General features: G+C 65.0%; 20 protein-coding genes. 10 read left to right on the top strand and 10 right to left on the bottom strand.

Annotation, left to right across the window (positions count from 1 at the left end; genetic code table 11):
* Positions 1-35 precede the first annotated feature (35 nt).
* The 4 genes from JWM94_RS01775 to JWM94_RS01760 all read right to left on the bottom strand — a co-directional run bounded on the left by JWM94_RS01775 (position 36) and on the right by JWM94_RS01760 (position 3,461).
* Complete coding sequence (locus JWM94_RS01775; RefSeq protein WP_299420520.1) at positions 36-830, bottom strand: enoyl-CoA hydratase-related protein; 795 nt, start codon at positions 828-830, stop codon at positions 36-38.
* Positions 831-922: 92 nt separating this feature from the next.
* Positions 923-1,348, bottom strand: coding sequence for a methylmalonyl-CoA epimerase (gene mce, locus JWM94_RS01770; protein WP_299420517.1), 426 nt, complete (start codon positions 1,346-1,348; stop codon positions 923-925).
* The gene (locus tag JWM94_RS01765) at positions 1,345-1,875 is read right to left on the bottom strand and encodes a hypothetical protein (RefSeq protein WP_299420514.1); all 531 of its coding nucleotides are present in this window, start codon (positions 1,873-1,875) and stop codon (positions 1,345-1,347) included. The genes mce and JWM94_RS01765 overlap by 4 nt, the downstream gene beginning before the upstream one ends.
* Positions 1,876-1,934: 59 nt before the next feature.
* Positions 1,935-3,461: an acyl-CoA carboxylase subunit beta gene (locus tag JWM94_RS01760; protein ID WP_299420511.1), complete on the bottom strand. Its 1,527-nt coding sequence runs from the start codon at positions 3,459-3,461 to the stop codon at positions 1,935-1,937.
* 155 nt (positions 3,462-3,616) lie between these two features.
* Between JWM94_RS01760 and JWM94_RS01755 the strand changes: the two genes are divergently transcribed.
* The 3 genes from JWM94_RS01755 (at position 3,617) to JWM94_RS16090 (ending at position 6,027) form a co-directional block, all read left to right on the top strand.
* Positions 3,617-3,976, top strand: a complete 360-nt coding sequence (locus JWM94_RS01755; protein ID WP_299420509.1) for a hypothetical protein — start codon at positions 3,617-3,619, stop codon at positions 3,974-3,976.
* A gap of 102 nt (positions 3,977-4,078) precedes the next feature.
* A complete protein-coding gene (locus JWM94_RS01750; RefSeq protein WP_299420507.1) occupies positions 4,079-4,411 on the top strand; it encodes a hypothetical protein in 333 nt (110 codons plus the stop codon).
* Between the two features lie 467 nt (positions 4,412-4,878).
* Complete coding sequence (locus JWM94_RS16090) at positions 4,879-6,027, top strand: alpha/beta hydrolase family protein (RefSeq protein ID WP_367185846.1); 1,149 nt, start codon at positions 4,879-4,881, stop codon at positions 6,025-6,027.
* 115 nt (positions 6,028-6,142) lie between these two features.
* On the opposite strand, the gene JWM94_RS01740 is transcribed toward JWM94_RS16090, so the two are convergent.
* Entirely contained in the window at positions 6,143-7,183 is a 1,041-nt protein-coding gene (locus JWM94_RS01740; protein WP_299420502.1) for a cell wall hydrolase, read from the bottom strand.
* A 217-nt stretch (positions 7,184-7,400) separates the two neighbouring features.
* On the opposite strand from JWM94_RS01740, the gene JWM94_RS01735 reads away from it, so the two are divergent.
* Together JWM94_RS01735 and JWM94_RS01730 are read left to right on the top strand one after the other, a co-directional pair.
* Positions 7,401-7,805: an MAPEG family protein gene (locus JWM94_RS01735; RefSeq protein WP_299420499.1), complete on the top strand. Its 405-nt coding sequence runs from the start codon at positions 7,401-7,403 to the stop codon at positions 7,803-7,805.
* A 34-nt stretch (positions 7,806-7,839) separates the two neighbouring features.
* A complete protein-coding gene (locus JWM94_RS01730; protein WP_299420496.1) occupies positions 7,840-8,805 on the top strand; it encodes an NAD(P)-dependent alcohol dehydrogenase in 966 nt (321 codons plus the stop codon).
* Positions 8,806-8,825: 20 nt separating this feature from the next.
* On the opposite strand, the gene clpS is transcribed toward JWM94_RS01730, so the two are convergent.
* From clpS to JWM94_RS01710, 4 genes are all read right to left on the bottom strand, one after another.
* Complete coding sequence (clpS, locus tag JWM94_RS01725; RefSeq protein WP_299420593.1) at positions 8,826-9,167, bottom strand: ATP-dependent Clp protease adapter ClpS; 342 nt, start codon at positions 9,165-9,167, stop codon at positions 8,826-8,828.
* 132 nt (positions 9,168-9,299) lie between these two features.
* The gene (locus JWM94_RS01720) at positions 9,300-11,417 is read right to left on the bottom strand and encodes a TonB-dependent receptor plug domain-containing protein (protein ID WP_299420493.1); all 2,118 of its coding nucleotides are present in this window, start codon (positions 11,415-11,417) and stop codon (positions 9,300-9,302) included.
* A 217-nt stretch (positions 11,418-11,634) separates the two neighbouring features.
* A complete protein-coding gene (locus JWM94_RS01715) occupies positions 11,635-12,357 on the bottom strand; it encodes a phasin family protein (RefSeq protein WP_299420489.1) in 723 nt (240 codons plus the stop codon).
* A 106-nt stretch (positions 12,358-12,463) separates the two neighbouring features.
* A complete protein-coding gene (locus tag JWM94_RS01710) occupies positions 12,464-14,053 on the bottom strand; it encodes a class I poly(R)-hydroxyalkanoic acid synthase (RefSeq protein ID WP_299420486.1) in 1,590 nt (529 codons plus the stop codon).
* 86 nt (positions 14,054-14,139) lie between these two features.
* Between JWM94_RS01710 and JWM94_RS01705 the strand changes: the two genes are divergently transcribed.
* Genes JWM94_RS01705 through JWM94_RS01695 form a run of 3 tightly spaced genes read left to right on the top strand, consistent with a single transcriptional unit; the run spans position 14,140 to position 16,548 of the window.
* Complete coding sequence (locus JWM94_RS01705; RefSeq protein WP_299420482.1) at positions 14,140-15,348, top strand: LL-diaminopimelate aminotransferase; 1,209 nt, start codon at positions 14,140-14,142, stop codon at positions 15,346-15,348.
* Between the two features lie 13 nt (positions 15,349-15,361).
* On the top strand, positions 15,362-16,129 hold the full coding sequence (locus tag JWM94_RS01700) for a sulfite exporter TauE/SafE family protein (protein ID WP_299420478.1): 768 nt from the start codon (positions 15,362-15,364) through the stop codon (positions 16,127-16,129).
* Positions 16,129-16,548: a thioesterase family protein gene (locus JWM94_RS01695; protein WP_299420474.1), complete on the top strand. Its 420-nt coding sequence runs from the start codon at positions 16,129-16,131 to the stop codon at positions 16,546-16,548. Before JWM94_RS01700 ends, JWM94_RS01695 begins: the two co-directional genes overlap by 1 nt.
* Here the strand turns inward: JWM94_RS01695 and JWM94_RS01690 are convergent, their stop codons facing one another.
* Complete coding sequence (locus JWM94_RS01690) at positions 16,549-17,046, bottom strand: helix-turn-helix domain-containing protein (RefSeq protein WP_299420471.1); 498 nt, start codon at positions 17,044-17,046, stop codon at positions 16,549-16,551.
* Between the two features lie 145 nt (positions 17,047-17,191).
* Between JWM94_RS01690 and JWM94_RS01685 the strand changes: the two genes are divergently transcribed.
* Both JWM94_RS01685 and JWM94_RS01680 read left to right on the top strand, forming a co-directional pair.
* The gene (locus JWM94_RS01685) at positions 17,192-17,509 is read left to right on the top strand and encodes a hypothetical protein (RefSeq protein WP_299420467.1); all 318 of its coding nucleotides are present in this window, start codon (positions 17,192-17,194) and stop codon (positions 17,507-17,509) included.
* Positions 17,510-17,596: 87 nt separating this feature from the next.
* A partial coding sequence (locus JWM94_RS01680; RefSeq protein WP_299420464.1) for an HD domain-containing protein occupies positions 17,597-17,921 on the top strand: 325 nt, incomplete at its 3' end.

Here is a 17,921-nt window from a genome sequence, read left to right as displayed (position 1 = left end):
CTAGCACTCCCCTCCCGCTCGCGGGAAGGGACTGGTCACACCCCCTTGAACGCCGCCTTGCGCTTTTGCAGGAACGCCATTCCGCCCTCCATCGAATCCGCCGTGCCGCGCGCGGCGCGCTGGTTCTCGGCCTCGCGCAGCATCGCGCCTTCGTAATCGTCGGCGAGCGCGGCGTGGAGCTGACGCCGCATCAGCCCGAGCGCGATCGTCGGCCCCGCCGCGAGCCGCTCGGCCAGCGCGAACGCTTCGTGGTCGAGCATGTCGTCGTCGACCATCCGGTGGATCATCCCCCAGTCGAGCGCCTTGGCCGCGGGGACGCGTTCGCCCAGCATCATCATCTCGGTCGCGCGCGGCCGCCCGATCAGCCGCGTCAGCATCCAGCTCGCGCCGCCATCGGGGACGAGCCCAATATTGACGAAAGCCTGGAGGAAATAGGCGGTGTCGCTGGCGACGCAGAAATCGGCGGCGAGCGCCAAGCTGCACCCGATGCCAGCCGCCGGCCCGCGCACCGCGGTGACGACCGGCACGCTCAGGTCCGCAAGCGCGGTCAACGTCGGATTATAGTTGCCGGTCAGCGCATCATAAGTTGCGGCACCCGGATCGAGCCGTTGCGCCGCGGCGGTGAGCGCTCCGCCGCCGACATCGGCGCCAGAACAGAACGCCCGTCCTGCACCGGTGACCAGTACCGCGCGCGCGCCGTCGAGATTGGCGAGCGCGTCACGAATCTCGCCGAACATCGCGGGTGGCGCCGCGTTGAGACGGTCGGGCCGGTTGAGCGTCACGACTAACACGTCACCGCGCCGTTCGGTCAGGATATGCTCGTATGCCATTCGCTTCTACCCCCGTTCGTTTCGAGCGAAGTCGAGAAACCGACCCCCGCGCTCCGTAACCGTGTCTCGACTTCGCTCGACACGAACGGAATCTAATGGCTCCGGTCGCCCTTGGGCGTCTCCATGAATTCGGTCAGCACGCCGCCCATGTCCTTCGGATGGACGAAGAAGATCGGCGTGCCGTGCGCGCCGATCCGCGGTTCGCCGAGCACCTTGGCGCCCTTCGCCTCGAACCACGCCTTGGCTTCGTGGATGTCGGGTACTTCGTAGCAGACGTGATGCTGCCCGCCCGCCGGGTTCCTGGCGATGAACGCCGCGATCGGCGAGCTGGCATCGTACGGTTCGATCAGTTCGATCTGCGTGTTAGGGGTGTTGACGAAGCACACCTTCACGCCTTGCGCGGGCAAGTCGAACGGCTCGCCGATCGCGGTCGCGCCCATCACGTCGCGCCAATAGGGGATGGCGTCGGCGATCGACGGCGTCGCCACCCCGACATGGTTCAATCGGCCGAGCTTCACTTCGGCTTTTTGGCGTTCGGATCGACCCGCACCGGCGGCGTGCCGAGCGTGTAGCCGCACGCGCCGAGCAACGTCGTCACCGGCGCGGCCGAGGGCGGTCCGGCAAAGCTTGCGTCGATCGGCTCGCCCGCTGCGGTGGTGGTGTGAAGCTTGATCGCCTTGCCGCCCGCGATCGCGGTGGTCAGCGTGGTGACCGCGACGTCCTCACGGATATACGCGCCCTTTTCGACGAACTCCCAATTCGCGCCGAGCGGCGTGCCGCCGTCGATCGTCAGCGTCACCGGCCGGTCGGGCGGGCCACCGAGCGCGGTCTTGGTGAACAACTGGACCGAGACGACCCTTTCCTTGCCCGAGTCGCACCGCATCACGAGCCGGGCATTGCCATCGCTCGACGGCGTGCCGACCACGGTCGAAGTGATCGTCGGATCGGCATTGGGGCGCGGCGTGACCGTCCACGGCGCGACGGGCGCGGGAGCAGGCGCCGGCGCGGCGGTAGCCTGGAGGAAGAGGGCGAGGATGGAAATCATGACAAGCCTTTCGGGCGGAGGGGGAGCGGGCGTTTTAACGAGTTAGCGCGCGGGGGCAATCACAGCGGAATATTGTCATGCTTCTTCCACGGATTTTCGAGCACCTTCCCCCTTAGCTTTCGCAACCCGAGCGCGATCCTTCGCCGCGTCGAGTGCGGCTGGATCACCTCGTCGATGAACCCTTTGCTTGCCGCGACGAAGGGGTTGGCGAAGCGGGCTTCGTATTCCGCAGTACGCTCGGCGATCTCCTCGGGAGTCTTGCCGCGGAAGATGATCTCGACCGCGCCCTTCGCACCCATCACCGCGATCTCGGCGGTCGGCCAGGCGTAGTTGAGGTCGCCGCGCAGATGCTTCGACGCCATCACGTCGTACGCGCCGCCGTACGCCTTGCGCGTGATGACGGTGATCTTGGGCACGGTGGCCTCGGCATAGGCGAACAGCAATTTGGCGCCGTGCTTGATGATGCCATTATGCTCCTGCGCGGTGCCGGGCAGGAAGCCGGGGACATCGACGAAGGTGACGATCGGGATATCGAAGGCGTCGCAGAAGCGCACGAAGCGCGCGGCCTTTTTGGACGAATTGATATCGAGCACCCCGGCCAACACCATCGGCTGGTTGGCCACCACACCGACGGTACGTCCCTCGATCCGCCCGAAGCCGACGATGATATTGCCCGCATGCTTGGGCTGCACCTCGAAGAAATCGCCCTCGTCCACCGTTTTGCGGATCAGCTCGTGCATGTCGTACGGCTGGTTGGCGCTCGCCGGGATCAGCGTGTCGAGGCTGTCCTCGATCCGGTCCCACGGATCGGCAGTCGGGCGTTCGGGGACGCCCTCGCGATTCGATGCGGGGAGGAAATCGACGAAATCGCGCGCGGCAAGCAGCGCCTCGATATCGTTCTCGAACGCATTGTCGGCGACGCTGGTCTTGGTCGTGTGCGTGACCGCACCCCCGAGCGTTTCCTGCGTCACCACTTCATTGGTCACCGTCTTCACCACGTCGGGACCGGTAACAAACATGTAGCTTGAATCCTTCACCATGAAGATGAAGTCGGTCATCGCCGGCGAATAGACCGCGCCGCCCGCGCATGGGCCCATGATCAGCGAAATCTGGGGTACCACGCCCGACGCGAGCACGTTGCGCTGGAACACCTCGGCATAGCCGCCGAGCGACGCGACGCCCTCCTGGATTCGCGCGCCGCCCGAATCGTTGAGCCCGATCACCGGCGCGCCGATCTTCATCGCCAGGTCCATCACCTTGCAGATCTTCTGCGCGTGGCGTTCGGACAGCGAGCCGCCGAACACGGTGAAGTCCTGGCTGAACACGCACACCAGCCGCCCGTTGATCGTGCCCGTGCCGGTGACCACGCCGTCGCCGGGGATGATCTGGTCCTGCATCCCGAAATCGACGCAATTATGCTCGACGAACATGTCGAGCTCCTCGAAACTGCCCTCGTCGAGCAGCACGTCGAGCCGTTCTCGTGCCGTGAGCTTGCCCTTGGCGTGTTGCGCGGCGATGCGCTTTTCGCCGCCGCCCTGGCGGGCGGCTTCACGGCGGCGGGCGAGTTCTTCGATGGTCGATGACATGGGGTCGGCTTTTTGGCTTTTTCGAAGATGAACGCAACTCTCGGCGTGGCGAACGCTTGCGACACATTGGCATACCCGCCGACACAGATCGGCGACAGGTCGATCCCAGATTGCTCCTCGACCGGACGTATCCGGTCGCAAAAGGAGTACGGACCATGAAAAAGCTGACCATCTTGCTGGCGGGCCTGGGTATGGCCGCCGCCACCGTCCCGTCCGTCGCGAGCGCGGCGCCGTGGACCAGCATTTCGCAGCGCCAGGCCAATCTGAGCCAGCGCATCGACCAGGGCCTCCGTTCGGGCGCGCTCGACCGCCGCGAAGCGTATCAGCTCAAGAGCCAGCTGCGCGACGTCGTCGGGCTCGAATATCGCTATGCCCGGTCGGGCGGCCGGCTCGACATGCGCGAGCGTGCCGACCTCGATCGCCGCTTCGACGCGATCAGCCGCCAGGTGAAGGTCGAAAAGCACGATCGCGACTATGGGCGCGGTCAGGGCCGGGACCACGATCGCCGCTGGTAAGCGCCGATCCCGGACTCGAGGAGGAGGGGCCGGTTCGCCGGCCCCTTTTTCGTGGGCGCGACAGCGGCTACGACAAGGCATCCCCTCCCCAAGGAATCGCCGATGCGCTTGACCCTCGCCGTTGCCGCCCTTCTCGTTACGACCGCCGCCGCGCCCGCCGCGCAACCGATGCACGCTTATGCGGGGCTGGCGCTTTCCCCGGCGGGCGACATGCTGGCGAGCGTCGAGACCGCGGACACCGACAGCGGCAAGCCCGCGCACGGCAAGATCGTCGTACGGTCGGTCAAGGATGGACACATCCTGACGACGATCGATCCGTGCGCGACGTGCAGCTATTCGGGGCTGACCTTTGGGCCCGGCTTCAGGCTTGCCTGGCTTCAGCGCGACCGCGCCAAAGGGACCACGCAATTGTGGTGGGCAGCCGGCAACGGGTGACCGGCGGACCGATCGCCGGACTGCCCTATACAGGCCTCGCCACGATCAACGGCATTGCGCAGACGCCGCGCTTCTCGCCGGACGGTGAGCGCATCGCGGTGCTGGTGACGCTCGACGCCGGCAAAGAATCGGGCGCAACTCAGCCTGGCGTGCGGCTGGTCGGCGAGATCGGCGAAAAGAACGACGAGCAGCGGATCGCGGTGTTCGACGTCGGCGGGGTGACCACCAACATCAAACCGGTCTCCCCCGCCGATCGCTATGTCTACGAATATGACTGGACGCCCGACGGCAAGGGCTTCGTCGCGACCACCGCGCTGGGCAACGGCGACAACAATTGGTGGGTCGCGACGCTTGACGCGATCGATGCCACCACCGGCGCGGTGCGCAATATCGCGCGGCCCAAGACCCAACTCGATTTCCCGCGCATCTCACCCGACGGCAAGACCGTGGCCTATATCGGCGGGCTGATGAGCGATTTCGGACCGGTCGGGGGCGATGTGTGGACGGTGCCGTTCGCCGGAGGCGCACCGGTCGATGTGACCGCCAAGCAGCCTGTGACCTTCACCTCACTCGCATGGGTCAGCGGCGGCCTGCGCGCCAGCTACCTTAGGGGCAACGCAATGGGCGGCGCTGCAATCGACCCGCGCGGCCGCGTGACGCCGCTGATCGACATCCCCGACGCCAGCCTTGGCGCCGGCGACGGACGGATCGCCTGGGCGGCGGACGGCCGGACCTTCGCGACCGTCACCCAGCGGTATGACAAGGCGCCCGCGATCCATGCTGGATCGCCCGGTGCGGTGCGGCAGCTGACCCACGACAATGACGGACTCACCCCCAGCGTGTCGGCGCAGAGCATCTCTTGGAAGAGCGACGGATACGACGTGCAGGGTTGGCTGGTCGGTCCGCGCGTCACCTCCACAGGCAAGGCGCCGATGATCGTCACCGTCCATGGGGGTCCGTCCTCAGCCACCTCGCCGCGTTTCGTTGGGGCGGACAGCGCAGAGGCCGCTCTGACCGCGCGCGGCTATTATTTGTTCTACCCCAACCCGCGCGGCAGCTATGGCCAGGGCGAGGCGTTCACCGCAGCCAACAAGCGCGATTTCGGCGGCGGCGATTTGCGCGACATCCTGGCCGGGGTCGATGCGGTCGAGAAGGTCGCGCCGATCGACGACGCTAGACTCGGGCTGACCGGCGGCAGCTATGGCGGGTTCATGGCGATGTGGGCGAACACGCAGACCAATCGCTTCAAGGCAATCGTTGCGGGCGCGGGTCTATCGAACTGGATCAGCTATTACGGCACCAACGGCATCGACCAGTGGATGATCCCGTTCTTCGGCAAGTCGGCCTATGATGACCCAGAGGCGTACGCGAAGGTCTCGGCGATCACCTACATCAAGAAGGCGCGCACTCCGACCTTCATCTATGTCGGCGAACGCGACATCGAAGTGCCGCCGGGACAGTCGATCGAATATTGGCACGCGCTGAAGGAACTCGGCGTGCCGACGACGCTGATGATCTACCCCGACGAAGGCCATGGCATCCGCCAGCCCGAGCACGTCGCCGATTTGAAGAAGCGTGTGTTCGCGTGGTGGGCGCAGTATTTGGGCGCGAAATAACCAAATCCGTCATGCCGGACTTGATCCGGCATCCATCTATCCGCGAGCGCCTCGCCGGCGGAGACATGGACCCCCGATCAAGTCCCGGGTGACGGTGAGGCGAGGTAGGCGGGCGCTATTTCAGCGCCTTCCCCGAATCCTTCCAGCGGTCGAGGATCTGCGAGTCACCGGGCAGGTTGTCGTCCTTCGCCACGCTGACGTCGCGATATTGCGGCTGGATCGCCGACACGTCGGTCCTGGCGACCGGCGCCGCCGCCACGCCGGGTATCGGCAGCGTCGTGTTCGCCATCGCGAACGCGGTCGGCGGCATCAGCGGCAGGATCGGATCGATCTTGGGATGCGGCCCCGGGATCGGCTCGCCGCCCTGATAACGCGCGTTGCTGAACGCCGCGGGCGTGCCGAAATACCCCTTCCAGCGGTGGAAGAAGTGCGCGCCGATCGCATCGGTCATCACCAGGCTGCGGTTCCACGACGGGGTGACGGCGTAGGTGTGATAATGCGTCGCCAGCCCGACCGCGCCCATCACATAGCCGTTGAGCGCCGCCGCCGCGATCCGCGTCGCGCGCGCCATCCCCGCGACCGAGCGCGGGCGCGCCATCGACCCGTCGCAGGCATAGCTGAACTGGCACCCGGTGGTGCGTTCGGACCCCTGATAGATCACCCCGCACACGGTGTTGGGAAAGGCCGGGTGGCGGACTCGGTTGAGGATCACCTGCGCCACCGCGCGCTGGCCGTCGTCGCTTTCGGACGCGGCCTCGTAATAGATCGCGGTCGACAGGCAATCGAGTGCGCGCCCGCGGTCGAGCGCGCTCGCGCCGAGCATCGAGAACGGTTGTGCGGGCTTCACGGTGCCGTCGAGATCGGGCGTCAGCACCGCATTGGTCGGGATCGCCAGATTGGCGATATCAATCGTGCCGGTCGTACCGGTCATCGGCGCGGCATCGGCCTCCGCGACGTACAGCGAGGCGGCGCCGGGGAAATGATCCTCGCTCTCATACCCGATCGGCGGCAAGGGCGGCTTGGGCGCGGGCGTCTGATCGGCATAATAAGCGACCACCGCCGCTTTGGCCGAGACCGCGAGCACGGGCAGGCCGATCAGCAGCGCGAACAACGCCGCACGGCTTCGCCGGATCGTCCATGTGCGCCAGTCGGTCATCCAAGCCCTCGGCCGGTCGATCCCGGCGCGTGAGCGCCTAGCGCAAAAAGCCTAATGGATCGCCCGCGAATTTGGCCGTGTCCCGCAGCGAAACGCTACGTGGTTAACGCAAGATTCTAGCAGGTTGCGAGAATTCCGCGGACGGTTTGCGAACGGGGCGCATCATGACATACTCACGACAGGCCGGCTTTCACGCCGTCCATTCCGGGGGAACATCATGATGCACTATAGCTGGACCGCCATCGTCACGATCGTAGCGCTGCTCGTCTATATCGGGTTGGGCCTGCAGGTGGCCAAGGCACGCGGCACGTCGGGGATCGAAGCGCCGGCCATGACCGGGCACCCGATCCTGGAGCGCGCCGTCCGCGTGCATATCAACACGCTCGAATGGCTCCCGATATTCCTGGCCGCGCTCTGGCTCTTCGCACTCTACTGGAACGAGAAGGTCGCCGCCGGGCTGGGCGTCGTCTGGATCATCGGACGGCTGCTCTATTCCAGCGGCTACATGGCCGATCCCGCCAAGCGCAGCACCGGTTTCCTGATCCAGTCTTTGACGACGCTGGTTCTGTTGCTCGGCGCGCTCGGCAAGATCGTTTATACAATGGCGATCGGCGGGGCCTGAAACGGTCGTCCGTGTTCACGCGGAGTACCACGCGATGAAAGCGGCGGTTGTCACCCGGTTCGGACGACGCTGGTCGATCGAAGTCGCGGAGGTGCCCAAGCCGGTCCCCGCAGCGGGCGAGATCCTCGTCCGCGTCCGCGCGGCGACGGTCAACCGCAGCGATTGCGGCGAGCTTCTCCATCCGCTGTTTCAGCGGCTGATCACGCGCCAGCCGCGACGGTCGGTCCTGGGAATGGATTTTGCCGGCGAGGTAGAGGCGGTCGGCGACAGCGTCGCGAACTTCAGGCCAGGCGACCGCGTGTTCGGCATGACCGCGTGGGCGGGAAATGGTGGTCAGGCCGAGTATGTCTGCCTGCCCGAAACCGCCCCGATCGCGGCAATTCCGGCGAACGTATCGTTCGACCAGGCGCCGGTTTTCGAGGGCGCCTATTATGCGAGCGGCACCGTCGCCGCGTTCGGGCTCAAGCCCGGCCACAGCATCCTGATCTACGGCGCATCGGGCGCGATCGGTACGGCCGCAGTGCAATTGGCCAAGCATGCCGGGGCGAACGTCACCGCCGTGGTGCCCACACAACATATCGGGCTCGCCAGGTTACTCGGCGCCGACCGCGTGATCGACTATACCATGCCCGAATTCAGTCAGCTCGACGACAGGTTCGATTTCGTGCTCGACGCGGTGGGGAAGATGCCCGTCAGGCACTGGCAGCGGCTGCTCAAACCGAATGGCCGCTTCGCCCTCACCGACCTTGGCTCGGGGGGACGGGATGCTCCGTTCCTCTTATGGTCGGCAATCACCCGCAGCGGCAAGGTGAGTGTTCCGCTGCCGCCGCGCGGCAGCGCGCAGAACTTCGTCCACTTTCTCGGCGCGAGAATGGAAGCCGGGGAATTCCGGGCGGCAATCGACCGTAAATACCCGCTGGACAGGATCGCCGACGCCTATCGCTATGTCCTGACCGGGCAAAAGGCGGGTATTGTCGTGATCGACGTCGGGCTTGATTGACGGCGGCGTCGCGACTCGGGCTACGCCTTTTCCAGCGTGCACTGTAACGGGTGCTGGTTCTGCCGGGCGAAGTCCATCACCTGGCTGACCTTGGTCTCCGCGACTTCGTAGGTGAACACGCCGCACACGCCGACGCCCTTCTGGTGGACGTGGAACATCACCTGCGTCGCTTCCTCGGTCGACATGCGGAAGAATTGCTGGAGGCACAGGACGACGAATTCCATCGGCGTGTAGTCGTCATTGAGCATCAGCACGCGGTATGGCGTCGGCTGCTTGGTGCGGGTTCGGGTACGCGTGGCGATGCCCACGCCGGTGCCGTCTTCACCGTCGCCGTCGCCGACCCGGTCGGGGTCGTTGGCCATATTGAAATTGTGGTCGAGCATCGCGGAAGCCAAAATATGGCATGGCGGCGGGTGAGGGCAAGGGGCGAGCGCGCCGTTAACCGCCCTTTTTGCTCCTCTGCCTGAAATCCTCAGCTCATTCGGCTCGCCGCGTCAGAAATTGCCCTTGACCGAAAAGGCGAAGATTGGCCCGATCAACTGGTCGTGGACTTCGCGGAACAACAGCGGATTGGTCGTGCGCCGCCCGTCATAGACGTAGCGGTCGAGCCGGTGACGCGCGTTGTTGAGATTGATCACGGTGAATCGCACCGTCAGTCCGGCCAGGTTCTTGCGCTCGACGAACGCGCTGACGAACCACGGTCCCTCCCAGCTACGCAGCACCTCGGTGGTATAATAGGTCTTGTTGAAGTGATCGTATTGCGCCTCCGCGCCGTAAGCGAAGTGGCTGCGCGGCACGTCCTGGCGGAACGAGAAATCCATCCACGCATCGTGATTGCCGCCGATCGACCGCTCAACTCCCGTCAGCGGATCGCGCACGCGGGTGCGTTCGGTGCCGAGTGTCGCGTCAAGCTTGGCACCGCGCCACCCGATCGGATCGAACTGGATCGTACTAGTGCTGACGATGCCGAACCGCGTCGCGTTGGGCAAATTGCCGACTCCTTCGTCGCTGGCACCGATCGGAATGATATCGATGATATCGGTGATTTTGTGCGCATAGGTCCGAAGCCGAGTCTTGCCCCAGCGCCCGAGCTCGCGGCCGATTTCGCCCTCCAGCTCCCAGCTTTGCGGCGGGACCAGGTCCGGATTGCCGGCATTCTGACGGTCTTGGCTGAGATTGGGTTGCGACAGGAAATCGTAGAAGCTGATCTGGCCGACGCGGCGCGTGAGTTTCAGGCTCGTGTCCCAGCCCGGCGATGGCCGGTAGCCGAGTGACACGCTGCCCTTGGGCCGGAAGAATTTGCGCGGCGCCAGATTGCCGTCGACGCGCGTGAGCGTGCTCTGCTCGGCGCCGAGGACGAGTTGAAGATCGAGCTTGGGCCCGAGCGGACGGCTGAGCGTCGCGGTGCCCTCGTACCGAGTCTCCTCGACCTTGCCCGACCCACCGGGAAAGGGAATCGGGTCGAACGTGCCCGCCGGCGACAGATTGAACAGCGTGCCGCGCTGATCGAGCGAATTGAACGCGCGCTCGAACGATAGCTGCAGCGCGTTCTTGCCCATCTTCCACGAATATTCGGCGCGGCCGACCGTCTCGCCGATATACGAATTGCGGCCGAACATCGTGCCGGTATCGGGCGCGCCGCTGACGAAGCGTGTGATTTGTGTCTGAAGGATCGGCTCATGATCGAGATGGCGCAACCCGATCAGCTTGAGCCGTCCCGGCCCGAGCCGGAAATCGTAATCGCCGCTGATATCGTAATAGAAGCCGTTGAGCTGGGAACGGTTCACCCGGCTGCGGTCGTCGCCGTCGGCGCGAACGCGCGTGTCGGCATTGTAGACCGGGTTGAAATACGGCGTTCCCGCGAGCGTCAGATTGCCCTTGGCCGATCCGGGGCCCCTAAACCCGAGCTTGATCTTGCCGGTGACGAGATCGGATTCGCTGTGGAAGATCTGGTAGCGCCGCTCGATCAGCGCACCGCTGCCGTCGGTGATCAGCACCGGCCCGCCCAGCCCGCCGCGCCCGGTCTGGTCCTCGACCGACAGCGTATAATCGAGCCAGCCGCCAGCCTTGCCCGAATAGCTGATCGACCCGCTGTACAGATTGGGCCGCGCGAAATGCGCACGGAAATTGGGGCTCCATTCGAACTGGCCCTTGCCGCCGCCGCTCGCCTTGACGACGACGTTGGCGACCTGCCCGACCAGCCCGGCGATGCCCAGGCTGGACGCGTCGACGATCTCGATCCGCTCGACGTTGCCCGCGGGAACCTTGCGCAATTCATCGATCGCGCCGCCCGATTTGTTGGCGATTCGCTCGCCGTTGATCAGCACGTTCTCCGACGCCTGGCCCAGCCCTCGCTCCTGGTCGGCGCTGCGAATCGTGAAGCCCGGCACCTGGGTCAGCATGTCGTACGCCGTCTGCGGCGCGAAGCGTGCGAAGTCGGCGGGCAGGTAGGTACGCTTGGTTCCTGCGGTCGATACCGGCTGTGGTGCGGGTGCGACGGCGGGATCGGAGGATGGCGCCGGCGTCGATTGCGCCTGCGCGAGCGAGGGAGACGCCAGCGCGGCGCCAGCAAGCAACACGGCGCGGCGCCGCAGACGGACATGACGGGACATCGAACTCACCCTCCCGGACGCTTACGACTACGCGTGTAATCAATACGACTACGCCTGTAGTCAATAGCTCGTCCCCGTCAAGCTGTGTTATTTTGATAGCACACACCGAGGCGCGGTCAACACCGCCGCCGGGCGCATCGGCGCGAGGCACAAAAAAGCGGCCGCCGGTTGCCCGGCGGCCGCTCTTATGGGTTCAGCGTTGCGGCCGAGGCGCTGCTTACGCGGCGACCTTCAGCTTTTCGGCGGCAACCGCGACGCGGTTCGAGATCGGCTTGGCGACATCGCCGGCCAGCTTGATGAACGCTTCGGTGTTCTTCGAGGTCTCGGCGACCATCGAGTCGAACTGGCCCTTCACGAACTCCGACTGCAGCTTGAAGAACTCGGTCGGCGACTTGACGCCGGCGAAGCTCTTGAACGCCGCGGTGGTGCCCTCGAACTGCTTGCGGGTATACTCGGCATAACCCTGGCCCAGCGTTTCGAGGCCCTTGGCCGCGATCTTGCTCGACTCGACCAACGCTTCGACGTTGCCCTTGTTGAACTCGTTGATCTGCTCGAACGCCTTGGTGCCCTTTTCCATGGCGGCCTTGGCGCGGGTGTTCATGTCGGCGATGAGCGCTTCGCCCTTGACGGTGGCGTCCTTGATCGTGGCTTCCATCTTGATCACTTCCTTCTTGATGGCCGGGACCGCTTCAGCGGCAACGGCGGAGATTTTGTCGGATACGGCGGTTACAATCTTTTCGGCGGCGGGGGTCTCGACGACCGGCCACACCGGCTGCTCTGCGGCAGGCGCTTCAGCAACGGGCGCGGGAGCGATCGTGACCGGCTCGACCTTTACAGATTCGGCCTTGACCGGCACAGCCTTGACGGCCTGCGCGACAGCCGGCTTCTTGGCCACGGGCTTCTTCGCCGGGGTCTTCGAAACGGGAGTCTTGGTCGTCATGCACTGCCTCCGCAACGTCATTGCTGCAGTGCACAAATAGTCATCCGGAATCGTTAGTCAAGCATTTTTTGTGCAGTGCAGCATAAACGACACGGACAGGACCGGATTACCGCGTCTTGACGTAGCGGCCCGGCGCATCTTCGATAGCGGCGAGCTTGCCCTCGCCAGGGATCCGCGCGCCCTCGGCCGCCACTTGCTTGGCGCCATGCCCGCGAATCCACTCGATCCAGTCGGGCCACCAGCTGCCCTTATGCTCGGTCGCCCCGGCGACGAAATCGGCGAGCGACGAAACGGCCGAATCGCCGGTCCAATACTGGTATTTGCCCGCGGCCGGGGGGTTCACGACGCCGGCGATATGCCCCGATCCGGCCAGCACGAACCGCAGCGGTCCGGCGAAATGGTGCGTGATCTTCCACACGCTTTCGGCCGGCGCGATATGGTCCTCGCGTCCCGCCTGGATGTACGTCGGCGTCTCGACCTTGGAGAGGTCGATTGCCTCGCCCAGCGCGCTGACCCCGCCCGGCTGCGCGAGCTTGTTGTCGCGGTACAGGTCGGTCAGATACGCCTTGTGCCACTTGGCGGGCAGGTTGGTGACGTCGCCGTTCCAGTGGAGCAAGTCGAACGACGGGTGCTTGTCGCCCATCAGGTAATGGTTGACCACGGGCGACCAGATCAGATCCTTGCCGCGCAGCATGTTGAACGTCATCGCCAGGTAGCGGCCGTCGAGGAACCCCTGCCCCGACAGGCTCTCGATAAGCGAAAGATACGCATCGTCGATGAAATTGCCGAGTTCACCGGTTTCCGAAAAATCGATCTGCGCGGTGAAAAAGGTCGCGGTCTTGACCTTCTTGGCCTGCCCTTTGGCGGCGAGCACCGCCAGCGTCGCGGCGAGCGTGGTGCCGGCGACGCAATAGCCGATCGCGTGGACCGATTTGACGTCGAGCGCGTCGCGGATCGTGTCGATCGCATCGATCTGCGCGGCGATATAATCGTCCCAGATCACCTCGGCCATGCTCGCGTCGGCCGATTTCCAGCTGACCATGAACACCGTCAGCCCCTGCTCGACCGCCCAGCGAATGAAGCTTTTCTCGGGGCTGAGATCGAGAATGTAGAAGCGGTTGATCCACGGCGGGAAGATGACGAGCGGGGTCGCCGCGACCTGATCGGTGGTCGGACTGTACTGGATCAGCTGGTAGAGCGGGGTTTCGTGGACGACCTTGCCGGGCGTCATCGCGATATTGCGCCCGACCTCGAACGCGTGCGGATCGGTGTGGGTGAGCTGGCCGCGCTGGAAATCGCGCAGCATCTGCGCGAACCCCTCCGCCAGGCTCGCGCCATTGGTGTCGAGCGCCTTGTTGAGTGCCTTCGGGTTGGTGAACGGCGAATTGGCCGGGCTCATCGCCTCGACCAGCGTCCGCATCGCGAACCGTGCGCGGTCGCGGGCAGCGTCGTCGAGCCCCGGCGCCTGATCGACCGATGCCATCATTGCGTCGGCCATCACCTTATACCCCTGACGCATCAGGTCGAAGACGGGCTGCTCCCATTCGGGCCCGGCAAAGCGGCGGTCCTTCGGGTCGACCTTGTCGCGCCCTGCGGCCGCGACCGGGGCGAGCAACTGACCCCAGGCATCGAGCACCGCGCGAACACCGGCGGCAGGGCTGGTGTCGGTCGAGGGGGGAGTCGGATCGTCGGCCATCACCTCCCCCTAAGCCAGCACGCCGCGTTTTGCACGTTATGTCGTTTCCGCTTCCCCTCTTGGTTGCAGCGCGGCACAATCGCGCGATGACCGACGACTTCTACCGCATCAAGCGCTTGCCACCCTACATCATCGCCGAGGTCAACGGCATGCGCGCGGCGGCGCGGGCGGGCGGAGAGGACATCATCGATCTCGGCATGGGCAACCCCGACCTGCCGCCGCCGCCGCACGTGATCGATAAACTGGTCGAGGTCGCGCAGAAGCCGAACGCGCACGGTTACTCGCAGTCGAAGGGCATTCCCGGACTGCGCCGCGCGCAGGCCAATTATTACGGCCGCCGCTTCGGGGTCGAAGTCGATCCGGAAACCGAGGTCGTGGTGACGATGGGGTCGAAAGAGGGGCTCGCCAGTCTCGCCACCGCGATCACCGCACCGGGCGACGTCGTGCTCGCACCCAACCCGAGCTACCCGATCCACACGTTCGGCTTCATCATCGCCGGCGCGACGATCCGAGCGGTGCCGACCACGCCCGACGAGAAGTATTTCGAGGCACTCGAGCGCGCCATCGCGTTCACCGTGCCGCGTCCCAGCGTGCTGGTGGTCAATTACCCGTCCAACCCGACCGCCGAGACGGTCGATCTCGCTTTCTACGAGCGGCTGGTTGCCTGGGCGAAAGAGAATCGGGTCTGGATCATCTCCGATCTCGCTTATTCGGAGCTCTATTACGACGGCAACCCGACCGTCTCGATCCTCCAGGTTCCGGGCGCCAAGGACATCGCGGTCGAGTTCACCTCGCTGTCGAAGACCTATTCGATGGCCGGCTGGCGGATCGGGTTTGCGGTCGGCAACGCCAAGCTGATCGCGGCGATGACTCGGGTGAAATCGTATCTCGATTACGGCGCGTTCACCCCGATCCAGGCAGCGGCGTGTGCCGCGCTCAACGGCCCGCAGGATATCGTCGAGAAGAACCGCCTGCTCTACCACAAGCGCCGCGACGTGCTGGTCGAAAGCTTCGGCCGCGCCGGGTGGGATATTCCTTCGCCCCGCGCGTCGATGTTCGCCTGGGCGCCGTTGCCGCCCGCGCTCCAGCACCTAGGTAGCCTTGAGTTCTCCAAACAATTGCTGACTCACGCTCACGTCGCGGTTGCCCCAGGGGTGGGCTATGGCGAGAACGGGGAGGGCTTTGTGCGCATTGCGTTGGTCGAAAACGAACAGCGGCTCCGGCAAGCGGCGCGCAACGTGAAGCGCTACCTGCAATCGATGGGCGTCAACACCCCCGGCGCGACCGCCGGCTGATCCGCAACCCTGCATGATCGATCCTCGCTATTCGCTGGCCGGCGTGCTCGTCGGGCTGGTCGTCGGGCTGACCGGGGTCGGTGGCGGGTCGTTGATGACGCCGCTGCTCGTGCTGGTGTTCGGCGTCGCGCCGACCACCGCGGTGGGTACCGACCTGCTCTACGCCGCGGCGACCAAGACCGTCGGCACCACCGTCCATGGCTGGCGCGGGACGGTCGATTGGCGAGTCGTGCTGCGGCTCGCGATCGGCAGCGTGCCGGCAACGATCGTGACCTTGTTCGCGCTGGGGGCGTCGAACAAGGCGCATACCGGGCACACCATCTCGGTGGTTCTGGGCGCGGTGTTGATCCTGTCGGCGATCACGGCGCTGTTCCGGCCGCGGATCGTCGCCTTCCTGACGCCACGCGTCGGACCGGTCGGCCGCGAGCATCCGATGATCCTGACCGTTCTGCTCGGCGCGGTGCTGGGGGTGATGGTGTCACTGACCTCGGTTGGCGCGGGGGCGTTGGGGATGACCGCGCTGCTGATCCTGTATCCCACGCTGCCGGTGAACAAGCTGGTCGGGTCGGACATCGCGCACGCCGTGCCGCTGACCTTGCTCGCGGGGACCGGGCACTGGCTGCTCGGCTCGGTCGACGGCGCCATGCTGGTCTCGCTGCTGTGCGGATCGATCCCCGGCATCATCGTCGGCAGCCTGATTTCCTCGCGCGTGTCCGATCGCCTCCTCAGCCCAATCCTGGCGACGGTGTTGTTGCTAGTCGGCGTCAAGCTGCTGTTCTGATGCGCGACGGCTTCGCCTTTTCTTGCAGCTTCAAGGTCCGCTATGCCGAGATCGATGGGCAAAAGGTCGTCTTCAACTCGCGCTACCTCGAATATGCCGACGCCGCAGTCAGCGAATTCTGGCCGTGGACGGGAATCGAAAAAGCGCTAGGCGCGGCTTGGACCGAAACAGAATTTCACGTCCGCCACACGACGATCGACTATCTCAAGCCGTTCGTGCTCGGCGACACGGTCGAGGCGTTCATCAAGCTCGGCCGCATCGGCACCAGCAGCCTGACGCAACTCTTCCACCTCTGTCACGCCGAAACCGGCGAGCTGCACGCGGTGATCGAGATGGTGATCGTCAACGTCCATCTGCCGACCGGCAAGCCGGCGGCGCTGTCGGACGAGGTCCGCGCGTTTCTCGAAACGCTGCTCTAGCTACTCCGCCGCCTGTTGCAGCGGCTCGTTTTCACCGACGACGTCCTCGGGCAGCGCCCACAACAAATCGCCCTTGCAACTCAGCGCGCGACCGTCGTGCGACAGCACCTGAACCGGCTGAATGCGGCGCATGTCGCGCGCATCGACCAGCACCGGTGTGGCCGGCGTGCCGGTTTCCCATCGCTCGCCCCATTGCCTGAGCGCGACCATCGTCGGGAGTAGCGCCAAGCCCTTGTCGGTCAGCTTGTATTGGATCTTGCGGCGATCCTCAGGCAGCGCCTCGCGAGTCAGGATTTCGTGCTCGACCAGCCGCGCCAGCCGGTTGGCGAGGATGTTGCGGGCGATGCCCAACTCGGACTGATATTCCTCGAAATGGTGCAGGCCGTTGAACGCGGCGCGCAGGATCATGAACGACCAGCGCTCGCCCATCGCCTCGAGCGCGGCCGGCAGGCTGCATTCGACCAGATCGCGCAGCGGTTCCCTCAGGTGTCCGCCCATCAGATTTCCTCTCGCTTTTGCGCAGCGTATCGCATTTTTCGCCTTAATAAAATGCCATGTAAGTTTTTAGTTGCAACTCGCTACCTAATACACTAGGTAGTGATTCGCAACCTATTGTGCGTTGCACTCTACGAAGGAGGAAAACATGTCCCGCATTATCGCATTCATCGGCGCGCTCGCCGTTACCACTGTGCTTGGCAGCACCGTCGCGCTCGCGCAGCCCCAGGGTTCCGGCTATTACGCCGCCGCCCCTGTCGAGGCGCCGTCGAAGACCAGCATCATCACCCGCGACACGATGTGGAAGTTCCGCGACGGCGCGTTCACCGCGTCGAAGGCGCCCGAGCGTGACCTGGTGCTGTGCCAGTTGGTCGCCCAGCGCGTCGGCAAGCTGGCGTCGTTCACCGCCGGTGGCCAGGCGCTCGACGCCGACAATCTCGCCAAGTGCAACGCCAAGGCGAACTAAGACCCATCCCCTCACTGGCCGCGATCCACGGATCGCGGCCAGTATTTTTGTTGCAAAGCAGCGCATTCTCTCCATTCATGGAAATTGATGCTGCGCCAATACGAATTGGTCGATCGGGTCCTCGGCTACGATCCCGACGCTGACGAAGCGCTGCTCAACCGCGCGTATGTCTTTTCGCTCCAGGCGCATGGCAGCCAAAAACGTGCATCGGGCGACCCCTATTTCAGCCACCCGATCGAAGTCGCCGGCATCCTGACCGATCTTCACCTCGACGATGAGACGATCGCCACCGCGATCCTCCACGACACGATCGAGGACACCGTCGCCACCCCGGAACAGATTCACAAGCTGTTCGGCGAGAATATCGCTCGGATGGTCGATGGCGTCACCAAGCTTTCGAAGATCGAGGCGC

This window comes from Sphingomonas bacterium, assembly GCF_028289855.1.
Taxonomy (GTDB): domain Bacteria; phylum Pseudomonadota; class Alphaproteobacteria; order Sphingomonadales; family Sphingomonadaceae; genus Sphingomonas.
This window is presented reverse-complemented; position numbering and strand designations above follow the sequence as displayed.

What these genes read in the sequence shown, in the direction of transcription:
- JWM94_RS01775 (WP_299420520.1), bottom strand. Translation starts at nt 830, where the DNA reads ATGGCATACGAGCATATCCTGACCGAACGGCGCGGTGACGTGTTAGTC.
- JWM94_RS01765 (WP_299420514.1), bottom strand. Translation starts at nt 1,875, where the DNA reads ATGATTTCCATCCTCGCCCTCTTCCTCCAGGCTACCGCCGCGCCGGCG.
- JWM94_RS01760 (WP_299420511.1), bottom strand. Translation starts at nt 3,461, where the DNA reads ATGTCATCGACCATCGAAGAACTCGCCCGCCGCCGTGAAGCCGCCCGC.
- JWM94_RS01755 (WP_299420509.1), top strand. Translation starts at nt 3,617, where the DNA reads ATGAAAAAGCTGACCATCTTGCTGGCGGGCCTGGGTATGGCCGCCGCC.
- JWM94_RS01750 (WP_299420507.1), top strand. Translation starts at nt 4,079, where the DNA reads ATGCGCTTGACCCTCGCCGTTGCCGCCCTTCTCGTTACGACCGCCGCC.
- JWM94_RS16090 (WP_367185846.1), top strand. Translation starts at nt 4,879, where the DNA reads ATGAGCGATTTCGGACCGGTCGGGGGCGATGTGTGGACGGTGCCGTTC.
- JWM94_RS01740 (WP_299420502.1), bottom strand. Translation starts at nt 7,183, where the DNA reads ATGACCGACTGGCGCACATGGACGATCCGGCGAAGCCGTGCGGCGTTG.
- JWM94_RS01735 (WP_299420499.1), top strand. Translation starts at nt 7,401, where the DNA reads ATGATGCACTATAGCTGGACCGCCATCGTCACGATCGTAGCGCTGCTC.
- JWM94_RS01730 (WP_299420496.1), top strand. Translation starts at nt 7,840, where the DNA reads ATGAAAGCGGCGGTTGTCACCCGGTTCGGACGACGCTGGTCGATCGAA.
- clpS (WP_299420593.1), bottom strand. Translation starts at nt 9,167, where the DNA reads ATGGCCAACGACCCCGACCGGGTCGGCGACGGCGACGGTGAAGACGGC.
- JWM94_RS01720 (WP_299420493.1), bottom strand. Translation starts at nt 11,417, where the DNA reads ATGTCCCGTCATGTCCGTCTGCGGCGCCGCGCCGTGTTGCTTGCTGGC.
- JWM94_RS01715 (WP_299420489.1), bottom strand. Translation starts at nt 12,357, where the DNA reads ATGACGACCAAGACTCCCGTTTCGAAGACCCCGGCGAAGAAGCCCGTG.
- JWM94_RS01710 (WP_299420486.1), bottom strand. Translation starts at nt 14,053, where the DNA reads ATGGCCGACGATCCGACTCCCCCCTCGACCGACACCAGCCCTGCCGCC.
- JWM94_RS01705 (WP_299420482.1), top strand. Translation starts at nt 14,140, where the DNA reads ATGACCGACGACTTCTACCGCATCAAGCGCTTGCCACCCTACATCATC.
- JWM94_RS01700 (WP_299420478.1), top strand. Translation starts at nt 15,362, where the DNA reads ATGATCGATCCTCGCTATTCGCTGGCCGGCGTGCTCGTCGGGCTGGTC.
- JWM94_RS01695 (WP_299420474.1), top strand. Translation starts at nt 16,129, where the DNA reads ATGCGCGACGGCTTCGCCTTTTCTTGCAGCTTCAAGGTCCGCTATGCC.
- JWM94_RS01690 (WP_299420471.1), bottom strand. Translation starts at nt 17,046, where the DNA reads ATGGGCGGACACCTGAGGGAACCGCTGCGCGATCTGGTCGAATGCAGC.
- JWM94_RS01685 (WP_299420467.1), top strand. Translation starts at nt 17,192, where the DNA reads ATGTCCCGCATTATCGCATTCATCGGCGCGCTCGCCGTTACCACTGTG.